This is a genomic window from Streptomyces sp. NPDC033178 (genome assembly GCF_055577685.1).
Window position 1 is genome coordinate 307,774 of sequence record NZ_JBVIPT010000008.1, and the last position, 17,130, is coordinate 324,903.

Sequence of the window (17,130 nt, forward strand, 5' to 3'; positions counted from 1 at the left end):
CAGATGAGTACCAATTTCAAGTATCGCCTACAGAGCCCTCTGGGCGGCCTGGCCGCAGACCTGACGGCGGAGCACCGCGCCCCTGGTACTGATGCGGGTGAAGGGTTCCGGCTGCAGATCTACCGCAACGTATGGCTGGTGCCTCCCCGCGGCATCAACTGGCGTGACGCCGCATGGCTCTCCTTCGGGCTCTCGGTTCACTCCTCCGACCTGTCCTCCGCGCACCCCGACGGTCTGCTCATCGAGGTCGCCGCGCTCACCTTCCCGCTCGCTCATTTCCGGTCCGAAGTGGCGGCACTGGCGATGGACGGCTGGTTGCGGAAGGAATTCGACCTTCCTGACCGCGGCCTCCTCGCCGTTTTCGACAGTGGAAGTGACGGCTACCGATTCCAGTGGGGAGGGAATTCCAACCCGTTTTCGGACGAATTCTGAGGGCCGGCCATCGCGTCGGAGTGGGATTGGGGAAGCGGCGAGGGCCTGCTGGGGCTCGATGACCCGGATGAGTGGGACGCCGCGTTCGAGCGCGGCGAACCGCATCTCGGTACAGCGGTGATCGGGCTGGCCTTCAACTGCACGCTGGCCGAGGGCGTTCGCGGCATGAGCGGCGTCTTCAAGGGCGGAGCCCGCATGCCGGGTGGCCAGATCCCTTACCGGGCGCTGTCCCCGAAGGCCAGGCAGCTCACCCGGGCGCTGGAGAACGGGCACATACCCGTCCGGCCCGGAGAGGTGAATGTTTCCCATCTCTCCGAACTCCAGAGCTTCCACGGGGTCGAGCACGCCATCATCCAGAATCCGGCGGGAGATCTGCGTCTCTTCCGGGGACGGAGCGGACGAGTTCCATTCCATGGGACCTCAGGGGACAGGAAGGGAAAGCTGTAATGAGTAATGAGTAATGAGTAATGAGTAATGAACACGCTTCGTGTGTCTTCTGCGGGGAATTCGTCCTGCACATCCCCGGGTGGGCCAGCAGTGTTCCTTCGTACCGCCTCATGCGGGCGACCTGGCAGGAGGACCACGCGTTCGTGGTCGGGTCGCTCCACTTCTCCTGCCTGCGTGCCTCGCCCGCCCGGTCGGAGTTCGCCGCCGAGTTCGCGCAGATCGCGACAGGGCACGGCAGGGAGATCACGTATCAGGCGGCCGGCGAGACCCAGACCCTGATCCAGCCCGGTCTCGGCTACGTCGAGCAGAACTTCCGGGGCGACGAATGCGCCATCCATCGCAGTGACACCCGGGACAGCTGGCTCGTGCAGGAGTATGCCGGGCCCTGGTACGTGCTGGACCGGCCCCAGTTGGAGGACATCGCGCAAGGGAAGCAGCCTCGTCTCGACCCCGGTGTGGAGCGGATCGTGCTCCCGCGTGAGCCGATGGCGAATCTCGCCGATGCCACGCTTCCCGAACTCCTGGACAGCCTCGGCGTCACGGACCGGTATCCGGGCCTCGCGGCGGGGGAGCCGGAGTACGAGTTCTGGAAGTACCTCGCCCCGAAGCGCGTACTGGAATACGCGGTGATCGCGACCCCGCCCCTGCCGACGGAGGCGGCCGCGTTCCTGCGTGACTACGCCCCGGGCTATCAGCCGATCGACTTCGACGCACTCGAACGCGACGAGCCCCGGAGCTGAGAAGCCGGACGACGTCGGCCAGGGCAGGCCGCCGGCCGTGAGCGACCGCGATCGTGTCGCGAGTGCGGGACGGCTGCGGGACCTGGCGGCGGGGGATCGTCCAAGCGGCCGGCGGTGGCGGTCGGCCGTGGGGCGGCTCACGGCCGGCGGCCCTGTGGAGGGTGCCCGCCCCGCTCCCCCTGCGAGCCTGTGTTTGACCTGCGTCACCCTGGGGGTATTCTCTCCGGCTCGATTGGCCAGCCGTATGCCCCGTATGGCAGACTGTCGGGGTTGCTCGGTTGAGTGCCGATGCTGCGCGCCTCCCGCCGGGAGGACCGGAAGCGAGTCCCACAGTACTCGTCGCTCCAACTGCCGTAAGGCAGCGCTGGGGCGGACGTACGGGAATCTTCCGGGAAGTGTCAGCGGGGTGCCGACCAGGCGCCCGGTGGGTGTTCAGCCCCCGGTCCAGCGGTTGTCTTTTGGGCTCGGCCGCGTCCCTCGGTAGGGAAATCCACTCGTGGATATCTCTGTCAGCAGGAGCGCGACACGCCCGACCGCGTGGGTCGGAGGCAAGGGACGCGAACCCCCGGGTTCCAGAGCGTTAAACGAGACTAAGGACTACTGAGTAGCCATGGCGGGACAGAAGATCCGCATCCGGCTCAAGGCCTACGACCACGAGGTCATCGACAGCTCGGCGAAGAAGATCGTCGAGACGGTGACGCGAACTGGTGCGTCTGTCGCGGGCCCGGTGCCGCTGCCCACTGAGAAGAACGTGTACTGCGTCATCAAGTCGCCGCACAAGTACAAGGACTCGCGCGAGCACTTCGAGATGCGCACGCACAAGCGCCTGATCGACATCCTCGACCCGACGCCCAAGACCGTTGACTCCCTGATGCGACTCGACCTCCCGGCCGGTGTCGACATCGAGATCAAGCTCTAGGGGCCGGTGATCTGAGAATGGCTAAGCAGATCAAGGGCATCCTGGGCGAGAAGCTCGGCATGACGCAGGTGTGGGACGAGAACAACCGTGTTGTTCCCGTGACGGTCGTCAAGGCCTCCCCCAACGTCGTCACCCAGGTCCGTACGAACGACTCCGACGGCTACGAAGCGGTCCAGATCGCCTTCGGCGAGATCGACCCGCGCAAGGTGAACAAGCCCCTCAAGGGTCACTTCGCCAAGGCCGACGTCACGCCCCGCCGCCACCTCGTCGAGATCCGCACCGCGGACGCCTCCGAGTACACGCTGGGTCAGGAGATCTCCGCGGAGGTCTTCGAGGCCGGCGTCAAGGTGGACGTGACCGGCAAGAGCAAGGGCAAGGGCTTCGCCGGTGTCATGAAGCGTCACAACTTCAAGGGCCTCGGCGCCGGTCACGGCACCCAGCGCAAGCACCGCTCTCCCGGTTCCATCGGTGGCTGCGCCACCCCGGGCCGTGTGTTCAAGGGCCTCCGCATGGCGGGTCGCATGGGCAACGAGCGGGTCACCACCCAGAACCTGACCGTCCACGCCGTTGACGCGGAGAAGGGTCTGCTGCTCATCAAGGGCGCGGTTCCCGGTCCGAACGGCGGCCTCGTCCTGGTCCGCACCGCGGCCAAGGGGGCCTGAGGTAACGATGAGCACTGTTGACATCCTTTCGCCGGCAGGCGACAAGACCGGGACGGTCGAGCTCCCCGCGGAGATCTTCGACGTCGAGAAGATCAGCATCCCGCTGATCCACCAGGTCGTCGTCGCCCAGCTGGCCGCTGCCCGCCAGGGCACGCACAAGACCAAGACCCGTGGCGAGGTTCGCGGTGGCGGCAAGAAGCCGTACCGCCAGAAGGGCACCGGCCGCGCCCGTCAGGGCTCGACCCGCGCGCCCCAGTTCGCCGGTGGTGGCGTCGTGCACGGTCCCGTGCCGCGTGACTACTCGCAGCGGACCCCGAAGAAGATGAAGGCCGCGGCCCTGCGCCACGCCCTCACCGACCGGGCCCGCAACGCTCGTATCCACGTCGTCACCGGCGTGGTCGACGGCGAGATCTCCACGAAGGCCGCGAAGTCCCTGCTGGGCAAGATCAGCGAGCGCAAGAACGTGCTCCTGGTCATCTCCCGCGAGGACGAGCAGGGCCTGCTCTCCGCACGCAACCTGCCCCAGGTGCACATCCTGGACCCGGGCCAGCTGAACACGTACGACGTTCTCGTCTCGGACGACGTGGTCTTCACCCAGGCCGCCTTCGAGTCCTTCGTGTCCGGCGCGCCCTCCGCAGAGCGGAACGCTGACACCGAAGGGAGCGAAGCCTGATGGCTACGCGTCACCCGAGCATCGCCTCGAAGGCCGCCAAGGCCAAGAAGGTCGCGCGCGTCGCCAAGGCGAAGCGCCACGCCACCGAGGGCAAGAACACCGTCGAGACCCCGCTGAGCAAGTCCTTCACGGATCCCCGTGACGTGCTCCTCAAGCCGGTCGTCTCGGAGAAGAGCTACGCGCTCCTCGATGAGGGCAAGTACACCTTCATCGTCGCGCCCGGCTCCAACAAGACGCAGATCAAGGAGGCCGTCCAGGCGGTCTTCTCGGTCAAGGTCACCGGGGTCAACACGATCAACCGTCAGGGCAAGCGCAAGCGCACCCGCACCGGCTTCGGCAAGCGTGCGGACAGCAAGCGCGCGATCGTGACCCTCGCTGAGGGCGACCGTATCGACATCTTCGGCCAGGCCTCCTAACGGAGCGCCCTGGTCCGAATATCGGACGAGGACTGAGAAATGGGAATCCGCAAGTACAAGCCGACTACGCCGGGCCGTCGTGGCTCCAGCGTCGCCGACTTCGTCGAGGTCACGCGGTCCACGCCGGAGAAGTCGCTGGTTCGCCCGCTGCACAGCAAGGGCGGCCGTAACAATTCCGGTCGTGTGACCGTTCGCCACCAGGGTGGTGGACACAAGCGCGCCTACCGTGTCATCGACTTCCGTCGCCATGACAAGGACGGCGTGCCGGCGAAGGTCGCGCACATCGAGTACGACCCCAACCGCACCGCGCGCATCGCGCTGCTTCACTACGCGGACGGCGAGAAGCGCTACATCCTCGCCCCCCGCAACCTGTCGCAGGGCGACCGCGTCGAGAACGGTCCCGGGGCCGACATCAAGCCGGGCAACAACCTGGCCCTCCGCAACATCCCGGTCGGTACCACGATCCACGCGATCGAGCTCCGTCCCGGTGGCGGTGCCAAGTTCGCCCGCTCCGCCGGTGCCTCCGTGCAGCTGCTCGCGAAGGAGGGCCAGATGGCCCACCTGCGCATGCCGTCCGGAGAGATCCGCCTGGTCGACGTGCGCTGCCGCGCCACCGTCGGCGAGGTCGGCAACGCCGAGCAGTCGAACATCAACTGGGGCAAGGCCGGCCGCAAGCGCTGGCTGGGCGTCCGCCCGACCGTTCGCGGTGTGGCGATGAACCCGGTTGACCACCCGCACGGTGGTGGTGAGGGCAAGACCTCCGGTGGTCGCCACCCGGTCTCGCCGTGGGGTCAGAAGGAGGGTCGTACTCGTTCGCCGAAGAAGGCTTCGAACAAGTACATCGTCCGCCGCCGCAAGACGAACAAGAAGCGCTAGGAGCGGGTTTAGATGCCGCGCAGTCTCAAGAAGGGGCCCTTCGTCGACGACCACCTGATCAAGAAGGTGGACGCCCAGAACGAAGCCGGTTCCAAGAACGTCATCAAGACCTGGTCCCGACGCTCGATGATCATCCCGGCCATGCTCGGCCACACGATCGCGGTGCACAACGGCAAGACCCACATTCCGGTGTTTGTCACCGAGTCGATGGTCGGCCACAAGCTCGGCGAGTTCTCGCCGACGCGCACCTTCCGGGGTCACGTCAAGGACGACCGGAAGTCGAAGCGCCGCTAACGCGGGGTGGAATGACCATGACAGACACTGGAAGGACAACCATGGAAGCCAGGGCCCAGGCGCGGTACATCCGCGTTACGCCCATGAAGGCCCGCCGCGTGGTGGACCTTATCCGTGGCATGGATGCCACGGAGGCTCAGGCGGTCCTGCGTTTCGCCCCGCAGGCCGCGAGCGTGCCGGTCGGCAAGGTGCTTGACAGCGCCATTGCCAACGCCGCACACAACTACGACCACACCGACGCCGGCAGCCTTGTCATCTCCGAGGCCTACGTCGACGAGGGCCCGACCCTGAAGCGGTTCCGTCCGCGTGCCCAGGGCCGTGCCTACCGGATCCGCAAGCGGACCAGCCACATCACCGTGGTCGTCAGCAGCAAGGAAGGAACCCGGTAATGGGCCAGAAGGTTAACCCGCATGGGTTCCGGCTCGGCATCACCACGGACTTCAAGTCCCGTTGGTACGCCGACAAGCTGTACAAGGACTACGTCAAGGAAGACGTCGCCATCCGTCGGATGATGACGTCCGGCATGGAGCGCGCCGGCATCTCGAAGGTTGAGATCGAGCGCACCCGTGACCGCGTCCGTGTGGACATCCACACCGCGCGCCCGGGCATCGTCATCGGCCGTCGTGGCGCCGAGGCCGACCGCATCCGCGGCGACCTCGAGAAGCTGACCGGCAAGCAGGTCCAGCTGAACATCCTTGAGGTCAAGAGCCCGGAGACGGACGCTCAGCTGGTGGCCCAGGCCGTCGCCGAGCAGCTGTCCTCCCGCGTCTCCTTCCGTCGTGCCATGCGCAAGAGCATGCAGGGCACGATGAAGGCCGGCGCCAAGGGCATCAAGATCCAGTGTGGTGGCCGTCTCGGCGGCGCCGAGATGTCCCGCTCGGAGTTCTACCGCGAGGGCCGTGTGCCCCTGCACACGCTCCGCGCGAACGTCGACTACGGCTTCTTCGAGGCCAAGACGACCTTCGGCCGTATCGGTGTGAAGGTCTGGATCTACAAGGGCGACGTCAAGAACATCGCCGAGGTCCGCGCCGAGAACGCCGCAGCCCGCGCGGGCAACCGCCCGGCCCGTGGTGGCGGCCCGGGCGGCGACCGTCCGGCCCGTGGCGGTGGCCGCGGTGGCGAGCGTGGCGGCCGCGGCCGCAAGCCGCAGCAGCAGTCCGCGCCGGCTGCCGAGGCCCCCAAGGCCGACGCTCCCGCCGCCGCTGCCGCTCCGGCTGAGGCAGCGCCCTCTTCTACTGGCGGAACGGAGGCCTGACCGAAATGCTGATCCCCCGTAGGGTCAAGCACCGCAAGCAGCACCACCCCAAGCGCCGTGGTCAGGCCAAGGGTGGTACGGAGGTTTCGTTCGGCGAGTACGGCATTCAGGCCCTCACGCCGGCGTACGTGACGAACCGCCAGATCGAGGCGGCTCGTATCGCGATGACCCGTCACATCAAGCGTGGCGGCAAGGTCTGGATCAACATCTACCCGGACCGCCCGCTGACCAAGAAGCCCGCCGAGACCCGCATGGGTTCCGGTAAGGGTTCCCCCGAGTGGTGGGTCGCGAACGTGCACCCGGGCCGGGTCATGTTCGAGCTGTCCTACCCCAACGAGAAGATCGCCCGTGAGGCCCTCACTCGCGCAGCCCACAAGCTGCCGATGAAGTGCCGGATCGTCAAGCGCGAGGCAGGTGAAGCGTGATGTCGGCCGGTACCAAGGCGTCCGAGCTGCGCGAACTGGGTGACGAGGAGCTTCTCGCGAAGCTCCGCGAAGCCAAGGAAGAGCTGTTCAACCTCCGCTTCCAGGCGGCGACCGGTCAGCTCGAGAACCACGGTCGGCTGAAGGCCGTCCGCAAGGACATCGCGCGGATCTACACCCTGATGCGTGAGCGCGAGCTGGGCATCGAGACGGTGGAGAGCGCCTGATGAGCGAGAGCAACGTGACTGAAGAGACCAAGACGAGCCGCGGTTTCCGCAAGACCCGTGAGGGTCTGGTCGTCAGCGACAAGATGGACAAGACCGTCGTCGTCGCTGTCGAGGACCGCGTCAAGCACGCGCTGTACGGCAAGGTCATCCGCCGTACGAACAAGCTCAAGGCGCACGACGAGCAGAACGCCGCGGGCGTCGGCGACCGGGTTGTCATCATGGAGACCCGGCCGCTGTCCGCGACGAAGCGCTGGCGCATCGTCGAGATCCTCGAGAAGGCCAAGTAAGTCTCCTGCGGGGCACCCCCCGCAGGACAGTTCCGCCAGGCTCGGCAGGGGTCCGAATCCCGTACAGGACAAGGCCCCTGCCGGGAACCGGCAGACAAACAGGAGATAGACGTGATCCAGCAGGAGTCGCGACTGCGTGTCGCCGACAACACTGGTGCGAAGGAGATCCTTTGCATCCGTGTGCTCGGTGGCTCCGGTCGCCGCTACGCGGGCATCGGTGACGTGATCGTCGCCACCGTCAAGGACGCGATCCCCGGCGGCAACGTGAAGAAGGGTGACGTCATCAAGGCGGTCATCGTTCGCACCGTCAAGGAGCGCCGCCGTCCGGACGGCTCGTACATCCGCTTCGACGAGAACGCCGCCGTCATTCTGAAGAACGACGGCGACCCTCGCGGCACCCGCATCTTCGGCCCGGTGGGCCGGGAGCTGCGCGAGAAGAAGTTCATGAAGATCATCTCGCTCGCGCCGGAGGTGCTGTAAGCATGAAGATCAAGAAGGGCGACCTGGTACAGGTCATCACCGGTAAGGACAAGGGCAAGCAGGGCAAGGTCATCGCGGCCTACCCCCGCGAGGACCGCGTCCTGGTCGAGGGTGTCAACCGGGTCAAGAAGCACACCAAGGCCGGCCCGACCGCTCGCGGTTCGCAGGCCGGTGGCATCGTCACGACCGAGGCGCCCGTCCACGTCTCCAACGTCCAGCTGGTCGTTGAGAAGGACGGCAACAAGGTCGTCACGCGTGTCGGTTACCGCTTCGACGACGAGGGCAACAAGGTTCGCGTTGCCAAGCGGACGGGTGAGGACATCTGATGACTACCACCACGACTCCGCGTCTCAAGACGAAGTACCGCGAGGAGATCGCGGGCAAGCTGCAGGAAGAGTTCTCCTACGAGAACGTCATGCAGACCCCGGGTCTCGTCAAGATCGTGGTCAACATGGGTGTGGGCGACGCCGCCCGCGACTCCAAGCTGATCGACGGCGCGATTCGCGACCTCACCACGATCACCGGTCAGAAGCCGGCCGTCACCAAGGCCCGTAAGTCCATCGCGCAGTTCAAGCTGCGTGAGGGCCAGCCGATCGGTGCCCACGTCACGCTCCGTGGCGACCGCATGTGGGAGTTCCTGGACCGCACCCTGTCGCTCGCGCTGCCGCGCATCCGCGACTTCCGTGGTCTGTCCCCCAAGCAGTTCGACGGCCGTGGCAACTACACCTTCGGTCTCACGGAGCAGGTCATGTTCCACGAGATCGACCAGGACAAGATCGACCGCGTCCGGGGTATGGACATCACCGTGGTCACCACGGCGACCAACGACGCCGAAGGCCGTGCCCTTCTCCGTCACCTCGGCTTCCCCTTCAAGGAGGCGTAAGCGAGATGGCGAAGAAGGCTCTGATTGCCAAGGCTGCTCGTAAGCCCAAGTTCGGCGTACGTGGCTACACGCGCTGCCAGCGCTGCGGCCGTCCGCACTCCGTGTACCGCAAGTTCGGCCTCTGCCGCGTGTGCCTTCGTGAGATGGCTCACCGTGGCGAGCTGCCGGGCGTGACCAAGAGCTCCTGGTAATCCCGTACTTCGGGATTTCAGAGGCTCTCGGTAAGTAAAGGGCGATGTCGGGCGCCCACCCCTCCATGGCTTAGGCTAGGAGGGTTGGGCGCCTGGACGCCCGTACGACTTACTACGCCGTAGGTCCCCGCACCGCACCCGTCCCGCCACTGAGTGGGGAGAGGGATGGCGCACTGGAAACCCCGGCGAGAGAGGCCGAAGGCCAATTCATGACCATGACTGATCCCATCGCAGACATGCTTACTCGTCTGCGTAACGCGAACTCGGCGTACCACGACGATGTCGCGATGCCGCACAGCAAGATCAAGTCTCACATCGCGGAGATCCTCCAGCAGGAGGGCTTCATCACCGGCTGGAAGGTCGAGGACGCCGAGGTCGGCAAGAAGCTCGTCCTCGAGCTGAAGTTCGGCCCGAACCGTGAGCGCTCCATCGCGGGCATCAAGCGGATCTCGAAGCCGGGTCTGCGTGTGTACGCGAAGTCCACCTCCCTGCCCAAGGTGCTCGGTGGCCTCGGCGTGGCGATCATCTCCACGTCGCACGGTCTCCTCACCGACAAGCAGGCCGGCAAGAAGGGCGTAGGCGGAGAAGTCCTCGCCTACGTCTGGTAGCGGAAGGGAACGGAAGAAGCTATGTCGCGTATTGGCAAGCTCCCCATCACGGTTCCCGCCGGCGTGGACGTCACCATCGACGGCCGTACGGTTTCGGTGAAGGGCCCCAAGGGCTCTCTCTCCCACACCGTCGCGGCGCCGATCGAGATCGCTAAGGGCGAGGACGGCATTCTCAATGTCACCCGCCCGAACGACGAGCGTCAGAACAAGGCCCTGCACGGCCTGTCCCGCACGCTGGTGGCGAACATGATCACCGGCGTGACCACGGGTTACGTGAAGAAGCTCGAAATCAGCGGTGTCGGTTACCGAGTCCTGGCGAAGGGTTCCAACCTGGAGTTCTCGCTCGGCTACAGCCACTCGATCACTGTCGAGGCCCCCGAGGGCATCACCTTCAAGGTCGAGAACCCCACGCGGTTCTCGGTCGAGGGCATCGACAAGCAGAAGGTCGGAGAGGTTGCGGCCAACATCCGCAAGCTGCGCAAGCCCGACCCGTACAAGGCCAAGGGCGTCAAGTACGAGGGCGAAGTCATCCGCCGCAAGGTCGGAAAGGCGGGTAAGTAAGCCATGGCATACGGTACGAAGATCGCTAAGGGCGACGCTTACAAGCGTGCTGCCATCAAGCGGCGCCACATCCGGATCCGTAAGAAGGTCAACGGAACGGCTGAGCGTCCTCGCCTGGTCGTGACGCGCTCGAACCGCCACATCGTGGCCCAGGTCATCGACGACATCAAGGGTCACACCCTGGCGTCGGCGTCGACCCTGGACACGTCGATCCGTGGCGAGGGCGAGAAGTCGGCGCAGGCCGGCAAGGTCGGCGCTCTTGTCGCCGAGCGTGCCAAGGCCGCCGGTGTCGAGGCTGTCGTATTCGACCGTGGTGGCAACCAGTACGCCGGGCGCATCGCCGCCCTGGCGGACGCCGCCCGCGAGGCCGGACTCAAGTTCTGAGTCTCGGTTCCGTAGCTAGCGGAAACAGAGAGAGGTAATTCCAATGGCTGGACCCCAGCGCCGCGGAAGCGGTGCCGGTGGCGGCGAGCGGCGGGACCGGAAGGGCCGTGACGGCGGCGCTGCTGCCGAGAAGACCGCGTACGTTGAGCGCGTTGTCGCGATCAACCGCGTCGCCAAGGTTGTGAAGGGTGGTCGTCGCTTCAGCTTCACTGCGCTCGTCGTAGTGGGCGATGGCGATGGCACCGTCGGTGTCGGCTACGGCAAGGCCAAGGAGGTGCCGGCCGCCATCGCCAAGGGTGTTGAGGAGGCCAAGAAGCACTTCTTCAAGGTCCCCCGTATCCAGGGCACCATCCCGCACCCGATCACGGGCGAGAAGGCCGCGGGCGTCGTCCTGCTCAAGCCTGCTTCCCCCGGTACCGGCGTTATCGCCGGTGGCCCGGTGCGTGCTGTCCTCGAGTGCGCCGGCGTCCACGACATCCTGTCGAAGTCGCTCGGCTCGTCCAACGCGATCAACATCGTGCACGCGACCGTGGCGGCCCTCAAGGGCCTGCAGCGTCCCGAGGAGATCGCGGCCCGCCGCGGTCTGCCCCTCGAGGACGTCGCCCCCGCGGCTCTGCTTCGTGCGCGTGCGGGAGCGGGTGCGTAATGGCTCGCCTCAAGGTCACGCAGACGAAGTCGTACATCGGCAGCAAGCAGAACCACCGTGACACCCTGCGCTCCCTTGGTCTCAAGGGCATCAACACGCAGGTCGTCAAGGAGGACCGCCCCGAGTTCCGCGGAATGGTTCACACCGTCCGCCACCTCGTGACGGTTGAGGAGGTCGACTGATCATGGCGGAGAACAACCCGCTCAAGATCCACAACCTCCGTCCCGCCCCGGGCGCCAAGACCGCCAAGACCCGTGTGGGTCGTGGTGAGGCGTCGAAGGGTAAGACGGCTGGACGTGGTACCAAGGGCACGAAGGCCCGTTACCAGGTTCCGGAGCGCTTCGAGGGTGGCCAGATGCCCCTCCACATGCGTCTCCCGAAGCTCAAGGGCTTCCGGAACCCGTTCAAGACCGAGTACCAGGTCGTGAACCTCGACAAGCTGGCGTCGCTGTACCCGGAGGGTGGCGAAGTCACCGTCGAGGGGCTCGTCGCCAACGGTGCGGTTCGCAAGAACAGCCTCGTCAAGGTCCTCGGCCAGGGCGAGATCTCCGTGGCTCTGCAGGTGACGGTCGACGCCGTCTCCGGCTCCGCCAAGGAGAAGATCACCGCCGCCGGCGGTACCGTCACCGAGCTCATCTGAAGTCACCAGGTGTCTCGATGACTTGAGCGATCCCGACCGGGGGTGCCCCACAAAAGGGGCATCCCCGGTTGGTCGTTCCTAGGGGAGCGGTGTCGCCGGTAAGGTGGCCTGCACTGCTAATTTCCGTCCGGTGTGACCTCTGGGAACTCAGGGCGGTTCTTAACTGTTAGTCAGCTGTCCGTTACTTATTCGTCGAACCTCAAGACCGTCACCTCTGGCGCACTTGCGCGGGGGTCGCAGGAGGCACCGTGCTCACCGCGTTCGCCCGGGCGTTCAAGACGCCCGACCTGCGCAAGAAGCTGCTCTTCACGCTCGGCATCATCGTGGTCTATCGGGTGGGCACACACATCCCGATCCCCGGTGTCGACTACAAGAACGTCCAGACCTGCATCGACGCCGCGAGCCAGAACACAGGCCTGTTCGGCTTGGTCAACATGTTCAGCGGTGGCGCGCTGCTGCAGATCACGATCTTCGCGCTGGGCATCATGCCGTACATCACGGCGAGCATCATTCTGCAGCTGTTGACCGTGGTGATCCCGCGTCTGGAGGCCCTCAAGAAGGAGGGTCAGGCCGGTACGGCGAAGATCACGCAGTACACCCGTTATCTGACGGTGGCGCTGGCCATCCTGCAGGGCACCGGCCTGGTGGCCACCGCCCGCAGTGGTGCGCTGTTCCAGAGCTGCCCGGTCGCGAGCGAGATCGTGCCCGACCAGTCGATCTTCGTCACCGTCACGATGGTCATCACCATGACCGCCGGTACGGCCACCGTCATGTGGCTCGGTGAGCTCATCACCGACCGCGGCATCGGCAACGGCATGTCGATCCTGATGTTCATCTCGATCGCCGCGACCTTCCCGTCCGCGCTGTGGGCCATCAAGCAGCAGGGCAACCTCGCGGACGGCTGGATCGAGTTCGGCACCGTGATCGCGGTCGGCCTCGTCATGATCGGCCTGGTGGTCTTCGTCGAGCAGGCGCAGCGCCGCATCCCGGTCCAGTACGCGAAGCGCATGATCGGCCGCCGGTCCTACGGCGGTACGTCGACGTACATCCCGCTGAAGGTCAACCAGGCCGGCATCATCCCTGTGATCTTTGCCTCGTCGCTGCTCTACATCCCGGCGTTGATCGCTCAGTTCGCAGGTGGGACGTCCGGCTGGAAGACCTGGATCGAGCAGAACCTTGCGGATACGGCCGCTCCGCCGCACATCACCCTGTACTTCTTCCTGATCGTTTTCTTCGCGTTCTTCTACGTGGCGATCTCGTTCAACCCCGAGGAAGTCGCGGACAACATGAAGAAGTATGGTGGCTTCATCCCGGGCATCCGGGCTGGCCGACCGACCGCTGAGTACTTGGGATACGTACTCAACCGGATCACCTGGCCGGGTTCGCTGTACCTGGGCCTGATCGCTCTCGTGCCGACGATGGCGTTGGCGGGCTTCGGCGCCAACCAGAACTTCCCGTTCGGTGGTACCAGCATCCTCATCATCGTGGGTGTGGGTCTGGAGACGGTGAAGCAGATCGAGAGCCAGCTCCAGCAGCGCAATTACGAAGGGTTCCTCCGCTGATGCGTATCGTCCTCGTCGGGCCGCCCGGTGCGGGCAAGGGAACGCAGGCCGCGTTCCTCGCCCAGAACCTGTCGATCCCGCACATCTCCACGGGCGACCTCTTCCGTGCGAACATCAGCCAGCAGACGGAACTCGGCAAGCTGGCGAAGTCGTACATGGACGAGGGCAACCTCGTGCCCGACGAGGTCACGATCGCCATGGCCAGGGACCGCATGGAGCAGCCGGACGCCGCGAACGGCTTCCTGCTCGACGGCTTCCCGCGGAACGTCTCGCAGGCCGAGGCGCTCGACCAGGCGCTCAAGGCCGACGGCGTGGAGCTGGACGCGGTGCTCGACCTGGAGGTCCCCGAGGACGAGGTGGTCAAGCGCATCGCCGGCCGCCGCATCTGCCGCAGGGATTCGAGTCATGTCTTCCACGTGACGTACAGCCCTCCGAAGAAGGCGGACGTCTGTGACGCCTGCGGCGGCGAGCTGTACCAGCGCGACGACGACACCGAGGAGACCGTCCGCAAGCGCCTGGAGGTCTACCACACGCAGACCGAGCCGATCATCGACTACTACCGGGCCCAGGGCCTGGTAGTGACGATCTCGGCGCTCGGCAAGGTGGACGACGTCACCAAGCGCGCGATGGACGCCCTCGACCGCCAGGTCGAGGACAAGGACCAGAGCGACGAGGACAAGAGCGACAGCGAGGGCGACGACAAGTAGTCGTCCTGGCTGGTTCGGCCGCGGTGCCCCTGTCGGGCGCCGCGGCCGTACTGTTGTGTACGTAACCGAGTAGGCAGAGAAGACGGAGAGCGCGGGCCCTCATGGTGCAGATCAAGACCCCCGAGCAGATCGCCAAGATGCGTGAGGCGGGCCTGGTCGTCGCCGCCGTCCACCGGGCGACACGGGACGCGGCGGTACCCGGGGCCACGACGAAGGACCTCGACGAGGTCGCCCGCAAGGTGCTGGCCGAGCACGGCGCCAAGTCGAACTTCCTGGGATACGGCGGGTTCCCCGCGACGATCTGCACCTCGGCGAACGAGGTCGTCGTGCACGGCATCCCGAGCGACGACGTCGTGCTGAAGGACGGCGACATCATCTCGATCGACGCCGGCGCCATCGTCGACGGCTGGCACGGGGACGCCGCCTTCACCGCCTTCGTCGGATCCGGTCACGCTCCGGAGCTCATCGAGCTGTCCCGGGTGACCGAGGAGTCGATGTGGGCCGGGATCGCCGCGATGAAGCTGGGGAACCGGCTCGTCGACGTCTCCCGGGCCATCGAGACGTACATCCGGCGGCAGCCGAAGCCCGGCGGCGGCAAGTACGGGATCGTCGAGGACTACGGCGGCCATGGCATCGGCACCGAGATGCACATGGATCCGCATCTGCTGAACTACGTGGAGCGGCGGCGGGGGAAGGGGCCGAAGCTCGTTCCCGGGTTCTGCCTCGCCATCGAGCCCATGGTCTCGCTGGGTACGCCGAAGACCGAGGTGCTGTCCGACGACTGGACGGTCATCACCACGGACGGTACGTGGTCGTCGCACTGGGAGCACTCCGTCGCTCTCACCGAGACCGGTCCGCTCGTGCTGACGGCTCCCGACGGGGGCAAGGCGAAGCTGGCCGAGTACGGGATCACGGCTGCGCCTGATCCTCTGGGCTGAGTCGCTGAGTCGCTGAGTCGCTCCGTAAGGAGCGGACTGGTGCGTGTCGCGGCTGCGGGCCCCTGAGGGCTGGTCGCGCCCACGCGGCGGAGCCGCACATCGATACAGTCCCGCGCCCCTTCGGGGGCGCCTGTGTCGAGCCCCGATCCCGGCGGTGGCGGCAAGCCCGCTGCTTAGGGATCTTCCGTGTGGGGCAGGCTATCTCGATTCGTCTTTCCGAGGGCCCTGGCGTAGACTGACTCGTCGGCTCTCGTGCATCTGCATGTCTGCGTGCAGTAAGCGCGGGGTCGATCAAGGTAGTCGATTCGAAGGGCGAAGCGTGGCCAAGAAGCAAGGTGCCATCGAGATCGAGGGCACTGTCGTCGAGTCTCTTCCGAACGCCATGTTCAAGGTCGAGCTCCAGAACGGCCACCAGGTCCTGGCACACATCAGCGGCAAGATGCGCATGCACTACATCCGCATCCTCCCTGACGACCGGGTCGTGGTGGAGTTGTCTCCGTACGACCTGACCCGTGGCCGGATCGTCTACCGGTACAAGTAGATCTTGCCTGTGTCCCGTATTCCGCGGGGCGGTGGCACTGACCCGGAGAACCTCACCCAATGAAGGTCAAGCCGAGCGTCAAGAAGATCTGCGACAAGTGCAGGGTGATCCGCCGTCACGGCCGGGTCATGGTCATCTGCGAAAACCCGCGGCACAAGCAGCGCCAGGGCTGACGCACGACCGAACCTTCTGCACCCGCAGAGCTTCGCGCGACGCAAGTAGTACATGTTCATACGCAGAGCCCGGATCCGCTGTTCACGGCGATTCCGATACCCCCGGTCGGAGGCTGGGGACCCAACTCGTACCTCATACGGCGGGCTGGGAACCGGTTCTGCGGAAGACCTCCGAACGACAACTGGAGCCATTGAATGGCACGCGTTTCCGGTGTTGACATCCCGCGCGAAAAGCGCGTGGAGGTTGCCCTCACCTACGTGTTCGGCATCGGCCGGACCCTCTCGCAGAAGACGCTGGCCGACACCGGCGTCAACCCCAACACCCGCGTTCGTGACCTCTCCGAGGAGGAGCTGGTCAGGATCCGCGAGTACGTGGACAACAACTTCAAGACCGAGGGTGACCTCCGCCGCGAGGTTCAGGCCGACATCCGCCGCAAGGTCGAGATCGGCTGCTACCAGGGTCTGCGCCACCGTCGTGGCCTGCCCGTCCACGGTCAGCGCACCAGCACGAACGCTCGTACCCGCAAGGGCCCGCGTCGCGCCATCGCCGGCAAGAAGAAGCCGGGCAAGAAGTAGTCCGCAGCGGACAACGCTTCATCAGCGGTCTTCGCTGTAGGACCGACCACCTCCCCGTAGGAGTTATAGATGCCCCCCAAGGGTCGTCAGGGCGCTGCCAAGAAGGTGCGCCGCAAGGAAAAGAAGAACGTCGCTCACGGTCACGCGCACATCAAGAGCACGTTCAACAACACGATCGTCTCGATCACGGACCCCTCGGGCAACGTGATCTCCTGGGCCTCCGCCGGCCACGTAGGCTTCAAGGGCTCGCGCAAGTCCACCCCCTTCGCCGCGCAGATGGCCGCCGAGTCGGCCGCCCGCCGCGCGCAGGAGCACGGCATGCGCAAGGTCGACGTCTTCGTCAAGGGCCCGGGTTCGGGTCGCGAGACGGCCATCCGTTCGCTTCAGGCGACCGGTCTTGAGGTCGGCTCCATCCAGGACGTGACGCCCACGCCGCACAACGGCTGCCGTCCGCCCAAGCGCCGTCGCGTCTGACGCACGGTTGTCTTGATTTTGCTGGGGTTCGGGCTGTATGGCCTTTCGGGGCCGTGCCGCCCGTACCCTTGTAGCTGAAACACAACGGGCTACCGCCCGGTGGCAAGGGCATCAAA

30 protein-coding genes are annotated in these 17,130 nt (G+C 65.8%); all 30 read left to right on the forward strand.

The genetic code is table 11. From position 1 onward, the window contains the following. Window positions 1–3: 3 nt before the first annotated feature. The gene (locus tag ACZ5VQ_RS22015) at window positions 4–432 is read left to right on the forward strand and encodes a hypothetical protein (protein WP_469106358.1); all 429 of its coding nucleotides are present in this window, start codon (window positions 4–6) and stop codon (window positions 430–432) included. A gap of 467 nt (window positions 433–899) precedes the next feature. Continuing rightward, complete coding sequence (locus tag ACZ5VQ_RS22020) at window positions 900–1,619, forward strand: hypothetical protein (RefSeq protein ID WP_469106359.1); 720 nt, start codon at window positions 900–902, stop codon at window positions 1,617–1,619. A gap of 610 nt (window positions 1,620–2,229) precedes the next feature. Beyond that, entirely contained in the window at window positions 2,230–2,538 is a 309-nt protein-coding gene (rpsJ, locus tag ACZ5VQ_RS22025; protein ID WP_003948644.1) for a 30S ribosomal protein S10, read from the forward strand. A gap of 17 nt (window positions 2,539–2,555) precedes the next feature. Next, window positions 2,556–3,200, forward strand: a complete 645-nt coding sequence (gene rplC, locus ACZ5VQ_RS22030; RefSeq protein ID WP_055614929.1) for a 50S ribosomal protein L3 — start codon at window positions 2,556–2,558, stop codon at window positions 3,198–3,200. A 7-nt stretch (window positions 3,201–3,207) separates the two neighbouring features. After that, window positions 3,208–3,873, forward strand: coding sequence for a 50S ribosomal protein L4 (gene rplD / locus ACZ5VQ_RS22035; RefSeq protein WP_266501021.1), 666 nt, complete (start codon window positions 3,208–3,210; stop codon window positions 3,871–3,873). Then, window positions 3,873–4,289 carry a 50S ribosomal protein L23 gene (gene rplW, locus ACZ5VQ_RS22040; RefSeq protein WP_143642849.1) on the forward strand — a complete coding sequence of 139 codons (417 nt, stop codon included), beginning with the start codon at window positions 3,873–3,875 and terminating at the stop codon, window positions 4,287–4,289. The genes rplD and rplW overlap by 1 nt, the downstream gene beginning before the upstream one ends. Before the next feature lie 39 nt (window positions 4,290–4,328). Further along, entirely contained in the window at window positions 4,329–5,165 is an 837-nt protein-coding gene (rplB, locus tag ACZ5VQ_RS22045) for a 50S ribosomal protein L2 (RefSeq protein ID WP_055614926.1), read from the forward strand. 12 nt (window positions 5,166–5,177) lie between these two features. Beyond that, window positions 5,178–5,459 (forward strand): 30S ribosomal protein S19, encoded by a 282-nt coding sequence (gene rpsS / locus ACZ5VQ_RS22050; RefSeq protein ID WP_010986346.1) that lies wholly within the window; start codon window positions 5,178–5,180, stop codon window positions 5,457–5,459. A 41-nt stretch (window positions 5,460–5,500) separates the two neighbouring features. Continuing rightward, window positions 5,501–5,848, forward strand: a complete 348-nt coding sequence (gene rplV / locus ACZ5VQ_RS22055; RefSeq protein ID WP_006604878.1) for a 50S ribosomal protein L22 — start codon at window positions 5,501–5,503, stop codon at window positions 5,846–5,848. Continuing rightward, entirely contained in the window at window positions 5,848–6,714 is an 867-nt protein-coding gene (rpsC, locus tag ACZ5VQ_RS22060; RefSeq protein ID WP_469106360.1) for a 30S ribosomal protein S3, read from the forward strand. The genes rplV and rpsC overlap by 1 nt, the downstream gene beginning before the upstream one ends. 5 nt (window positions 6,715–6,719) lie before the next feature. Beyond that, on the forward strand, window positions 6,720–7,139 hold the full coding sequence (gene rplP, locus ACZ5VQ_RS22065; protein WP_055614924.1) for a 50S ribosomal protein L16: 420 nt from the start codon (window positions 6,720–6,722) through the stop codon (window positions 7,137–7,139). Then, window positions 7,139–7,363, forward strand: coding sequence for a 50S ribosomal protein L29 (gene rpmC, locus ACZ5VQ_RS22070; protein ID WP_003998824.1), 225 nt, complete (start codon window positions 7,139–7,141; stop codon window positions 7,361–7,363). The genes rplP and rpmC overlap by 1 nt, the downstream gene beginning before the upstream one ends. Beyond that, window positions 7,363–7,650: a 30S ribosomal protein S17 gene (gene rpsQ / locus ACZ5VQ_RS22075; protein WP_307539704.1), complete on the forward strand. Its 288-nt coding sequence runs from the start codon at window positions 7,363–7,365 to the stop codon at window positions 7,648–7,650. The genes rpmC and rpsQ overlap by 1 nt, the downstream gene beginning before the upstream one ends. A gap of 111 nt (window positions 7,651–7,761) precedes the next feature. Then, on the forward strand, window positions 7,762–8,130 hold the full coding sequence (gene rplN / locus ACZ5VQ_RS22080; RefSeq protein ID WP_003992364.1) for a 50S ribosomal protein L14: 369 nt from the start codon (window positions 7,762–7,764) through the stop codon (window positions 8,128–8,130). Window positions 8,131–8,132: 2 nt separating this feature from the next. Further along, entirely contained in the window at window positions 8,133–8,456 is a 324-nt protein-coding gene (gene rplX / locus ACZ5VQ_RS22085; protein ID WP_055614922.1) for a 50S ribosomal protein L24, read from the forward strand. After that, on the forward strand, window positions 8,456–9,013 hold the full coding sequence (gene rplE, locus ACZ5VQ_RS22090) for a 50S ribosomal protein L5 (RefSeq protein ID WP_469106361.1): 558 nt from the start codon (window positions 8,456–8,458) through the stop codon (window positions 9,011–9,013). Before rplX ends, rplE begins: the two co-directional genes overlap by 1 nt. A 5-nt stretch (window positions 9,014–9,018) precedes the next feature. Then, window positions 9,019–9,204: a type Z 30S ribosomal protein S14 gene (locus tag ACZ5VQ_RS22095; protein WP_003948630.1), complete on the forward strand. Its 186-nt coding sequence runs from the start codon at window positions 9,019–9,021 to the stop codon at window positions 9,202–9,204. A gap of 209 nt (window positions 9,205–9,413) precedes the next feature. After that, window positions 9,414–9,812 carry a 30S ribosomal protein S8 gene (gene rpsH, locus ACZ5VQ_RS22100; RefSeq protein ID WP_055614920.1) on the forward strand — a complete coding sequence of 133 codons (399 nt, stop codon included), beginning with the start codon at window positions 9,414–9,416 and terminating at the stop codon, window positions 9,810–9,812. A gap of 21 nt (window positions 9,813–9,833) precedes the next feature. Continuing rightward, entirely contained in the window at window positions 9,834–10,373 is a 540-nt protein-coding gene (rplF, locus tag ACZ5VQ_RS22105) for a 50S ribosomal protein L6 (RefSeq protein ID WP_143642847.1), read from the forward strand. 3 nt (window positions 10,374–10,376) lie between these two features. Next, window positions 10,377–10,757 carry a 50S ribosomal protein L18 gene (gene rplR, locus ACZ5VQ_RS22110; protein ID WP_143642846.1) on the forward strand — a complete coding sequence of 127 codons (381 nt, stop codon included), beginning with the start codon at window positions 10,377–10,379 and terminating at the stop codon, window positions 10,755–10,757. A gap of 43 nt (window positions 10,758–10,800) precedes the next feature. Further along, the gene (gene rpsE / locus ACZ5VQ_RS22115; RefSeq protein ID WP_055513610.1) at window positions 10,801–11,403 is read left to right on the forward strand and encodes a 30S ribosomal protein S5; all 603 of its coding nucleotides are present in this window, start codon (window positions 10,801–10,803) and stop codon (window positions 11,401–11,403) included. After that, entirely contained in the window at window positions 11,403–11,585 is a 183-nt protein-coding gene (rpmD, locus tag ACZ5VQ_RS22120; protein WP_055553514.1) for a 50S ribosomal protein L30, read from the forward strand. The genes rpsE and rpmD overlap by 1 nt, the downstream gene beginning before the upstream one ends. 2 nt (window positions 11,586–11,587) lie before the next feature. Next, the gene (rplO, locus tag ACZ5VQ_RS22125; RefSeq protein ID WP_107022203.1) at window positions 11,588–12,043 is read left to right on the forward strand and encodes a 50S ribosomal protein L15; all 456 of its coding nucleotides are present in this window, start codon (window positions 11,588–11,590) and stop codon (window positions 12,041–12,043) included. 248 nt (window positions 12,044–12,291) lie between these two features. Then, window positions 12,292–13,605, forward strand: coding sequence for a preprotein translocase subunit SecY (gene secY / locus ACZ5VQ_RS22130; protein WP_469106362.1), 1,314 nt, complete (start codon window positions 12,292–12,294; stop codon window positions 13,603–13,605). Continuing rightward, window positions 13,605–14,312: an adenylate kinase gene (locus ACZ5VQ_RS22135; RefSeq protein ID WP_469106363.1), complete on the forward strand. Its 708-nt coding sequence runs from the start codon at window positions 13,605–13,607 to the stop codon at window positions 14,310–14,312. Before secY ends, ACZ5VQ_RS22135 begins: the two co-directional genes overlap by 1 nt. A 101-nt stretch (window positions 14,313–14,413) precedes the next feature. Next, window positions 14,414–15,250, forward strand: coding sequence for a type I methionyl aminopeptidase (gene map / locus ACZ5VQ_RS22140; protein ID WP_189845068.1), 837 nt, complete (start codon window positions 14,414–14,416; stop codon window positions 15,248–15,250). A gap of 319 nt (window positions 15,251–15,569) precedes the next feature. Beyond that, window positions 15,570–15,791 carry a translation initiation factor IF-1 gene (gene infA / locus ACZ5VQ_RS22145; RefSeq protein ID WP_003948620.1) on the forward strand — a complete coding sequence of 74 codons (222 nt, stop codon included), beginning with the start codon at window positions 15,570–15,572 and terminating at the stop codon, window positions 15,789–15,791. Between the two features lie 59 nt (window positions 15,792–15,850). Continuing rightward, a complete protein-coding gene (rpmJ, locus tag ACZ5VQ_RS22150) occupies window positions 15,851–15,964 on the forward strand; it encodes a 50S ribosomal protein L36 (RefSeq protein ID WP_003998809.1) in 114 nt (37 codons plus the stop codon). Between the two features lie 195 nt (window positions 15,965–16,159). Then, window positions 16,160–16,540 carry a 30S ribosomal protein S13 gene (gene rpsM / locus ACZ5VQ_RS22155; protein ID WP_107022207.1) on the forward strand — a complete coding sequence of 127 codons (381 nt, stop codon included), beginning with the start codon at window positions 16,160–16,162 and terminating at the stop codon, window positions 16,538–16,540. Between the two features lie 69 nt (window positions 16,541–16,609). Continuing rightward, on the forward strand, window positions 16,610–17,014 hold the full coding sequence (gene rpsK, locus ACZ5VQ_RS22160) for a 30S ribosomal protein S11 (protein WP_003956432.1): 405 nt from the start codon (window positions 16,610–16,612) through the stop codon (window positions 17,012–17,014). The last annotated feature ends 116 nt before the right edge of the window (window positions 17,015–17,130 follow it).

What these genes read in the sequence shown, in the direction of transcription:
- ACZ5VQ_RS22015 (WP_469106358.1), top strand. Translation starts at nt 4, where the DNA reads ATGAGTACCAATTTCAAGTATCGCCTACAGAGCCCTCTGGGCGGCCTG.
- ACZ5VQ_RS22020 (WP_469106359.1), top strand. Translation starts at nt 900, where the DNA reads ATGAGTAATGAACACGCTTCGTGTGTCTTCTGCGGGGAATTCGTCCTG.
- rpsJ (WP_003948644.1), top strand. Translation starts at nt 2,230, where the DNA reads ATGGCGGGACAGAAGATCCGCATCCGGCTCAAGGCCTACGACCACGAG.
- rplC (WP_055614929.1), top strand. Translation starts at nt 2,556, where the DNA reads ATGGCTAAGCAGATCAAGGGCATCCTGGGCGAGAAGCTCGGCATGACG.
- rplD (WP_266501021.1), top strand. Translation starts at nt 3,208, where the DNA reads ATGAGCACTGTTGACATCCTTTCGCCGGCAGGCGACAAGACCGGGACG.
- rplW (WP_143642849.1), top strand. Translation starts at nt 3,873, where the DNA reads ATGGCTACGCGTCACCCGAGCATCGCCTCGAAGGCCGCCAAGGCCAAG.
- rplB (WP_055614926.1), top strand. Translation starts at nt 4,329, where the DNA reads ATGGGAATCCGCAAGTACAAGCCGACTACGCCGGGCCGTCGTGGCTCC.
- rpsS (WP_010986346.1), top strand. Translation starts at nt 5,178, where the DNA reads ATGCCGCGCAGTCTCAAGAAGGGGCCCTTCGTCGACGACCACCTGATC.
- rplV (WP_006604878.1), top strand. Translation starts at nt 5,501, where the DNA reads ATGGAAGCCAGGGCCCAGGCGCGGTACATCCGCGTTACGCCCATGAAG.
- rpsC (WP_469106360.1), top strand. Translation starts at nt 5,848, where the DNA reads ATGGGCCAGAAGGTTAACCCGCATGGGTTCCGGCTCGGCATCACCACG.
- rplP (WP_055614924.1), top strand. Translation starts at nt 6,720, where the DNA reads ATGCTGATCCCCCGTAGGGTCAAGCACCGCAAGCAGCACCACCCCAAG.
- rpmC (WP_003998824.1), top strand. Translation starts at nt 7,139, where the DNA reads ATGTCGGCCGGTACCAAGGCGTCCGAGCTGCGCGAACTGGGTGACGAG.
- rpsQ (WP_307539704.1), top strand. Translation starts at nt 7,363, where the DNA reads ATGAGCGAGAGCAACGTGACTGAAGAGACCAAGACGAGCCGCGGTTTC.
- rplX (WP_055614922.1), top strand. Translation starts at nt 8,133, where the DNA reads ATGAAGATCAAGAAGGGCGACCTGGTACAGGTCATCACCGGTAAGGAC.
- rplE (WP_469106361.1), top strand. Translation starts at nt 8,456, where the DNA reads ATGACTACCACCACGACTCCGCGTCTCAAGACGAAGTACCGCGAGGAG.
- ACZ5VQ_RS22095 (WP_003948630.1), top strand. Translation starts at nt 9,019, where the DNA reads ATGGCGAAGAAGGCTCTGATTGCCAAGGCTGCTCGTAAGCCCAAGTTC.
- rpsH (WP_055614920.1), top strand. Translation starts at nt 9,414, where the DNA reads ATGACCATGACTGATCCCATCGCAGACATGCTTACTCGTCTGCGTAAC.
- rplF (WP_143642847.1), top strand. Translation starts at nt 9,834, where the DNA reads ATGTCGCGTATTGGCAAGCTCCCCATCACGGTTCCCGCCGGCGTGGAC.
- rplR (WP_143642846.1), top strand. Translation starts at nt 10,377, where the DNA reads ATGGCATACGGTACGAAGATCGCTAAGGGCGACGCTTACAAGCGTGCT.
- rpsE (WP_055513610.1), top strand. Translation starts at nt 10,801, where the DNA reads ATGGCTGGACCCCAGCGCCGCGGAAGCGGTGCCGGTGGCGGCGAGCGG.
- rpmD (WP_055553514.1), top strand. Translation starts at nt 11,403, where the DNA reads ATGGCTCGCCTCAAGGTCACGCAGACGAAGTCGTACATCGGCAGCAAG.
- rplO (WP_107022203.1), top strand. Translation starts at nt 11,588, where the DNA reads ATGGCGGAGAACAACCCGCTCAAGATCCACAACCTCCGTCCCGCCCCG.
- ACZ5VQ_RS22135 (WP_469106363.1), top strand. Translation starts at nt 13,605, where the DNA reads ATGCGTATCGTCCTCGTCGGGCCGCCCGGTGCGGGCAAGGGAACGCAG.
- map (WP_189845068.1), top strand. Translation starts at nt 14,414, where the DNA reads ATGGTGCAGATCAAGACCCCCGAGCAGATCGCCAAGATGCGTGAGGCG.
- rpmJ (WP_003998809.1), top strand. Translation starts at nt 15,851, where the DNA reads ATGAAGGTCAAGCCGAGCGTCAAGAAGATCTGCGACAAGTGCAGGGTG.
- rpsM (WP_107022207.1), top strand. Translation starts at nt 16,160, where the DNA reads ATGGCACGCGTTTCCGGTGTTGACATCCCGCGCGAAAAGCGCGTGGAG.
- rpsK (WP_003956432.1), top strand. Translation starts at nt 16,610, where the DNA reads ATGCCCCCCAAGGGTCGTCAGGGCGCTGCCAAGAAGGTGCGCCGCAAG.